The organism is Gordonibacter pamelaeae 7-10-1-b (assembly GCF_000210055.1).
Classification (GTDB): domain Bacteria; phylum Actinomycetota; class Coriobacteriia; order Coriobacteriales; family Eggerthellaceae; genus Gordonibacter; species Gordonibacter pamelaeae.
The window spans coordinates 71,448-76,447 of the sequence record NC_021021.1 but is presented as its reverse complement, the minus strand read 5'-3'; the positions used below and the strand labels follow the sequence as shown (position 1 = coordinate 76,447).

The window sequence follows — 5,000 nt, the reverse complement described above, 5'->3', positions numbered from 1 at the left end:
CCTGCACGAATGGCGTAACGATTTGGGCGCTGTCTCAACCATGGACCCGGTGAAATTGTATTATTCGTGAAGATGCGAATTACCTGCGGAAGGACGGAAAGACCCCGTGAACCTTTACTGCAGCTTGACATTGGTCGTTGGCTCGGCGCGTAGAGGATAGGCAGGAGGCTTCGAAGCGGGGACGCCAGTTCCCGTGGAGCCGGCCTTGGAATACTGCCCTCGTCGTGTCGGCGACCTAACCTGTGGCCGTGATCCGGCACAGGGACCGTGTCAGGCGGGTAGTTTGACTGGGGCGGTCGCCTCCCAAAATGTAACGGAGGCGCGCAAAGGTCCGCTCAGGACGGTCGGCAACCGTCCCGAGAGCGCAAGAGTGCAAGCGGGCTTGACTGCGAGGGCCACAACCCGAGCAGGTGCGAAAGCAGGTTCTAGTGATCCGGCGGCCCAGAGTGGAATGGCCGTCGCTCAACGGATAAAAGGTACTCCGGGGATAACAGGCTGATCTTGCCCAAGAGTCCACATCGACGGCAAGGTTTGGCACCTCGATGTCGGCTCATCGCATCCTGGGGCTGAAGTCGGTCCCAAGGGTACGGCTGTTCGCCGTTTAAAGCGGTACGCGAGCTGGGTTCAGAACGTCGTGAGACAGTTCGGTCCCTATCCTCCGCAGGCGCAAGAAGATTGAGGAGATCTGCCCCTAGTACGAGAGGACCGGGGTGGACGGACCTCTGGTGACGCGGTTGTCGACCAACGGCACCGCCGCCTAGCTACGTCCGGCACGGATAACCGCTGAAAGCATCTAAGTGGGAAGCCGTCTCCAAGATGAGTCTTCTCTTTGGTAAGGGCCCAGGTAGACTACCTGGTCGATAGGGCGCAGCTGCAAGCACGGCAACGTGTTCAGGCGAGCGCTACTAATAGCCCGAGCTCTTCTTCACAACAGGCAGGAACGTCCACGTTCCGCGATCGCTTCGATGCTGCGCTATGCGACCGCCAGGGTGGCGCGGAGCCGCCGGGCGGGGCTATAATGCCCGCGGGAGCATCCCCCGCGAGCGCGACCATGGAGGCGGGGATCACCCGATCCCATTCCGAACTCGGAAGTTAAGCCCGCCATCGCCGAAAGTACTGCAGCGCCAGGCTGTGGGAGGATAGGGCGTCGCGCTCGCGGAGGATGCTTCCTTTACATCGCAGGCCCCCGGACCATGTCGCAGCGCCCTGGTGCGGCTGGCGTGCGCCGCCCTTGCCGCCCGTGGGCGGCAAGGGCGCCACCTCCACCAGATCGCCGTCGAAGGCACCGGCCATCTTCGATGCGGGAACGAAGTAGGCGCCCTCGGCCGTCTGCACGAAGCCGAAGCCGCCGCCATGGACGGTCAGCACGCCGCGCGGGTTGCTGCGGGGGCTGCGTCGCGTATGCGACCGTTTGCGCGCCATGGCGCTACTCCCGCGCGAGCGACTGGGCGGTTTCCAGGGCCAGGCTTCTCTGGTTGTCGCTGCCGGCCTCGCCGCCCAGGCCCACCGACACGTCGGGCGTCACGCCCACGTCGTTGATGGTCCGCCCCTGGGGGGTTAGGTAGTAGGCCGCCGTGTAGCGCAGCGCGCCGCCGAAGCTCAGGTCGCGCACCACCTGCACGGAGCCCTTGCCGAGCGTGGAGGCGCCCACGAGCGTGGCGCGCTGGTTCTCCTGCAGCGCCGCCGCCAGCACCTCGGCCGCGGCGGCCGTGTTCTCGTTCACCAGCACCACGAGCGGCTTGTCCGTGGCCACGTTGCCTGTGGCGGACTTCACGCTCTTGCCGTCCTTCGTCTCGATCTGCACGATGGAGCCGCTCTTCACGAACAGGCTGGCCATATCCACGGCCTGCGTGAGGTAGCCGCCCGGGTTGTCGCGGATGTCGAGCACGAACGAGAGCGCTCCTTGGGAGCCCAGGTCAGCGAGCGCCTGCTTCACGAGGTCGGCCGACGTCTGCGTCAGCTGCCGCACCTTCACGTAGCCCACGGTGCCCTCGAGGCTCGTCGTGACGTTCTTCACGTCGTACTTCGAGCAGGCCAGCGTAGTGGTGAACTCCTCCCCGCCCTCGGCCTCGAGCGTGGCCGGGCGCCGCCACGTGACCACGACGGTGTCGCCCTCGGCACGGTCGAGCGAGGCCGTGGCCTCGTTCATCGACCACTCCTGGCCGCGGTCACCGTCGATGGCCACCACGAAGTCGCCCTGGCGCACGCCCGCCGCCTGGGCCACGGAGCCGTCGAACACGTCCACGACGTACGCCAGCCCGTTGTACTCCGAGAACAGCACGCCCACGCCCGCGTAGCTGCCCGAGCTGTCGTGTATGAGCGAGGAGTAGCGCGCCGGATCGTAGTAGCGCAGGTAGGCGTCCTCGGTCGTGTCGGCGAACGCGTCGAGCACGCTCATGGTGGCCGCGTCCAGGTCGTAGGAGTCCAGCGAGTCGTTGGCGAGCGCGTCCTCCACCTCGGCGACGCGCGCCGACAGCGCGTTGTAGGTGTTCTTGTCCTTCGAGGCCGCCGTGCCGGCCGTGGAGTCGCCGCTCTCGAGCAGCGCCGCGAAGCCGAGCGACTCGAGCAGCGCGTCGTTGCTGCGCACGGCGAAGCCGGCCACGAAGGCCGTGCAGAGTATCACGACGAACGCGAACGCCCGCATAAGGCGCAGGTTGCGGAGCCGCGCCTTGCGCGCCGACGCCGCAACCTGCTTGTTGTCGCCATGCTTGGCCATGAGGGGCCGCCCCGAGCGCCCGCTACACCTTCAGGTAGCGGCGCATGGCCAGAGCCGAGCCCAGCAGGCCGATGAGCAGGCCCGCGACGACGAGCGCGGCATAGATGAGCAGGAACATGTTAAGGCTCACGTCGAACGACAGGAACGGCAGCGCGCCCTGCAGCTTCGGCAGCGCCGTGTTGCGCAGCAGTTCCAGCACGCCCACCGCCAGAAGCGAGCCGATGAGCGCATGCAACGCGCCTTCCATGAGGAAGGGCCCGCGGATGAAGCCGTTCGACGCGCCCACGAGGCGCATGATGGCGATCTCCTTGCGGCGCGCGAGGATGGCCAGGCGGATGGTGTTGTTGATGAACACCATGGCGATGAAGATGAGCAGCGCGATGAGCGCGATGCCGATGTAGCGCACGTAGTTGGTGAGCGTAAACAGCTTCTCCACCGTCTGCTGGCCGTACTTGAGCGACTCGGATTTCGTCTCGCCGTCCCGGATCTGCTGGTACGTGGAATTGTCCCAGATCGCGCCGGCCACCTGCTCGACCAGCTGGGGGTCGGACAGCTCCACGTTAATGGACGCGGGCAGCGGGTTCTGGCCGTCGAGGGCATCGATGATATCGGTGGTGTTCGAGGAGCGGAAGTTCTCGAGCGCCTGCTCCTTGTCCGTGAAGGTCACCGACGCCACGCCCTCGAGGCCGCGGACGTAGTCCTCCACCTTGTCGATGTCGGCCTGCGAGGCGTCGTCGGCGACGTACGCCGCGATGGACACCTCGTTCTCCACGCCCGACACCACGTTCTCTATGACGAGGCCGCCCACGAGGAACACGCCGATGATCATAAGCGACAGGAAGATGGTGACGATGGAGCCGAGCGTCGTCGAGAGGTTGCGCGTGAAGCCCTTGAGCGACTCGCGTATGAAGTAAGCGAAACTAGACATCGAAGCCGTACACCCCCCGGTCCTGGTCGCGGGTGAGGTGCCCGCGGTCGAGCGCGATGACGCGCCGGCGCATGTTGTCCACCATCTCGCGGTCGTGCGTGGCCACGAGCACCGTGGTGCCCGTGCGGTTGATGCGCTCGAGCAGGTCCATGATGCCGCGCGACGTCTGCGGGTCGAGGTTGCCGGTGGGCTCGTCGCACACGAGCAGCGGCGGGCGGTTCACGATGGCGCGCGCGATGGACACGCGCTGCTGCTCGCCGCCGGAGAGCTGGTCGGGGCGCTTGTTGAGCTTGTCCTGCAGGCCCACCAGGCGCAGCACCTCGGGCACCTGCGTCTTGATGACGTGGCGGCTCTTGCCGATGACCTCGAGCGCGAACGCCACGTTCTCGAACACGGTCTTGTTCGGCAGGAGCTTGAAGTCCTGGAAGACGCACCCGATGTTGCGGCGCAAATACGGCACGCGCCAGTTGCGCATGGTGGTCAGGTCCTCGTCGGCCACGTAGATATGGCCCTGCGTCGGCTTCACCTCGCGGATGAGCATGCGGATGAACGTGGACTTGCCGGAGCCGGAATGGCCCACGAGGAAGATGAACTCGCCCGCGTAGATCTGCAGGGATATGTCGTTGAGCGCCGGCTTGTTGGGCTGCGCGGGGTAGACTTTCGTCACGTGGTCGAAGGTGATGACCGGCGTGCCCGTCTGCTGGGGAATGTCGTCGACCTCCAAGACGGGCAGCGACGCCGAGAGCTGCGACGCCGTCTGGCGCACGGGCGCCGGCGCCGCATGGGCACCGCCGCGCCGGGCTTGGCGCGCAGGAACCCCTTGGCTGGTATCGTTCGTCACAGAATGCTCCGTTCGAATAGTGATGTACTGAGACGGCTCGATTCTATCAGACTTGCTTTCGGGCCATAACCTTCTTCACAGCTTCGACAATCGCCCCCGCATCCAGGTTGAAGTACGCCATCAGCTCGTCGAACTCGCCCGATTTGCCGAAGGCGTCGCGCATGCCCACGAACTCTGCCGGTGCCGGGCAGGTGCGCGCCAGCGTCTCGGCCACGGCCGAGCCGAGGCCCCCCATCACGCTGTGCTCCTCGGCAACTGCCACGCAGCCCGTCTTGCCCACGGAGGCGAGGATCGTCTCCTCGTCGAGCGGCTTCACCGAGAACGCGTCGATGACCTCGGCCTCGATGCCCTCGGCAGCCAGCAGCTCGGCCGCCTTGAGCGCCTGCTCCACCTCCACGCCGCATGCCACGATGGTGGCGTCGCCGCCCTCGCGCAGCACGTAGGCGCGGCCGAGCTCCAGCTCCACGTCGTCGGCGTACACGCACGGCACGCTCGCGCGGCCCATGCGCACGTAC

The 5,000-nt window shown here is 66.2% G+C and carries 4 protein-coding genes, 2 rRNA genes and 1 pseudogene (1 of these 7 only partly in view); 2 read left to right on the top strand and 5 right to left on the bottom strand.

What is annotated here, in order from left to right:
* Together GPA_RS00345 and rrf are read left to right on the top strand one after the other, a co-directional pair.
* Positions 1-929 (top strand): 23S ribosomal RNA (locus GPA_RS00345); it begins 2,035 nt to the left of the window's first position.
* Between the two features lie 112 nt (positions 930-1,041).
* Positions 1,042-1,156, top strand: a 5S ribosomal RNA gene (gene rrf, locus GPA_RS00340).
* A 101-nt stretch (positions 1,157-1,257) separates the two neighbouring features.
* Here the strand turns inward: rrf and GPA_RS19850 are convergent.
* The 5 genes and pseudogenes from GPA_RS19850 to GPA_RS19695 form a co-directional block, all read right to left on the bottom strand.
* Positions 1,258-1,422 (bottom strand): annotated as a pseudogene (locus GPA_RS19850) (hypothetical protein); the annotation flags it as partial.
* 4 nt (positions 1,423-1,426) lie between these two features.
* A complete protein-coding gene (locus GPA_RS00335; RefSeq protein WP_015538615.1) occupies positions 1,427-2,716 on the bottom strand; it encodes a S41 family peptidase in 1,290 nt (429 codons plus the stop codon).
* A gap of 22 nt (positions 2,717-2,738) precedes the next feature.
* A complete protein-coding gene (gene ftsX / locus GPA_RS00330) occupies positions 2,739-3,644 on the bottom strand; it encodes a permease-like cell division protein FtsX (RefSeq protein WP_015538614.1) in 906 nt (301 codons plus the stop codon).
* Positions 3,637-4,485 carry a cell division ATP-binding protein FtsE gene (gene ftsE / locus GPA_RS00325; protein ID WP_041238666.1) on the bottom strand — a complete coding sequence of 283 codons (849 nt, stop codon included), beginning with the start codon at positions 4,483-4,485 and terminating at the stop codon, positions 3,637-3,639. Before ftsE ends, ftsX begins: the two co-directional genes overlap by 8 nt.
* Positions 4,486-4,531: 46 nt before the next feature.
* Positions 4,532-5,000 (bottom strand): transketolase C-terminal domain-containing protein (locus GPA_RS19695; protein WP_041238665.1); only part of this gene is annotated, 469 nt, incomplete at its 5' end.